The organism is Planktothrix serta PCC 8927, assembly GCF_900010725.2.
Lineage (GTDB): Bacteria > Cyanobacteriota > Cyanobacteriia > Cyanobacteriales > Microcoleaceae > Planktothrix > Planktothrix serta.
This window is the reverse complement of record NZ_LR734860.1, coordinates 6,695-7,713: the sequence shown is the minus strand read 5'-3', so window position 1 is coordinate 7,713 and position 1,019 is coordinate 6,695. Positions and strand designations below refer to the sequence as shown.

At 44.5% G+C, this 1,019-nt stretch carries 1 protein-coding gene; it reads left to right on the top strand.

Annotated elements, in window-relative coordinates; translation table 11 throughout:
• Positions 1-1,019: Ig-like domain-containing protein (locus PL8927_RS27980; RefSeq protein WP_231505954.1), on the top strand; the 1,019-nt coding region annotated here is incomplete at both ends.

Below are 1,019 nucleotides of genomic sequence, written 5' to 3'. Positions count from 1 at the left end.
CAAAACCTACACCTTTGATGTGACTCCAACTGCGGATGGAAATATCACCGTAGATATTCCTGCGGCTAAAGCTACTAATACTCTGGGTAATAATAATGCCGCAGCAACTCAGTTAATTCGCGCAGCAGATATTACCGCCCCAACGGTTACTTTAACCTCAGCTGCCCCATCCACAGTCAACGGTTTATTTACCGTCACTGCTGCCTTCAGTGAAGATGTCAGTAATTTTATCAATACTGATATTACTGTAGGAAATGGAACTGTTAGTAACTTTGTCACAGTTGATGCCAAAACCTACACCTTTGATGTGACTCCAACTGCGGATGGAACTGTCACCGTAGATATTCCTGGGGCTAAAGCAACTGATACTGTCGGTAATAATAATACCGCAGCAACTCAGCTAACTCGTATTGCTAATACTGTTGCCCCAACGGTTACTTTAACCTCAGCTGCCGCTGCCACAGTTAACGCTCCATTTACCGTCACTGCGACCTTCAGTGAAGATGTCACTGGCTTTGTTGATACTGATATTACTGTAGGAAATGGAACTGTTAGTAACTTCGTCACAGTTGATGGCAAAACCTACACCTTTGATGTGACTCCAACTGCGGATGGAACTGTCACCGTAGATATTCCTGGGGCTAAAGCAACTGATACTGTCGGTAATAGTAATACCGCAGCAACTCAGCTAACTCGTATTGCTAATACTGTTGCCCCAACTGTTACTTTAACCTCAGCTGCCGCTGCCACAGTTAACGGTTTATTTACCGTCACTGCTACCTTCAGTGAAGATGTCACTGGCTTTGTTGATACTGATATTACCGTTGCTAATGCAACAGTCGGTAACTTTGTCACAGTTGATGCCAAAACCTACACCTTTGATGTGACTCCAACTGCGGATGGAAATGTCACCGTAGATATTCCTGCGGCTAAAGCTACTAATACTCTGGGTAATAATAATGCCGCAGCAACTCAGTTAATTCGCGCAGCCGATCTTACCGCCCCAACGGTTACTTTAA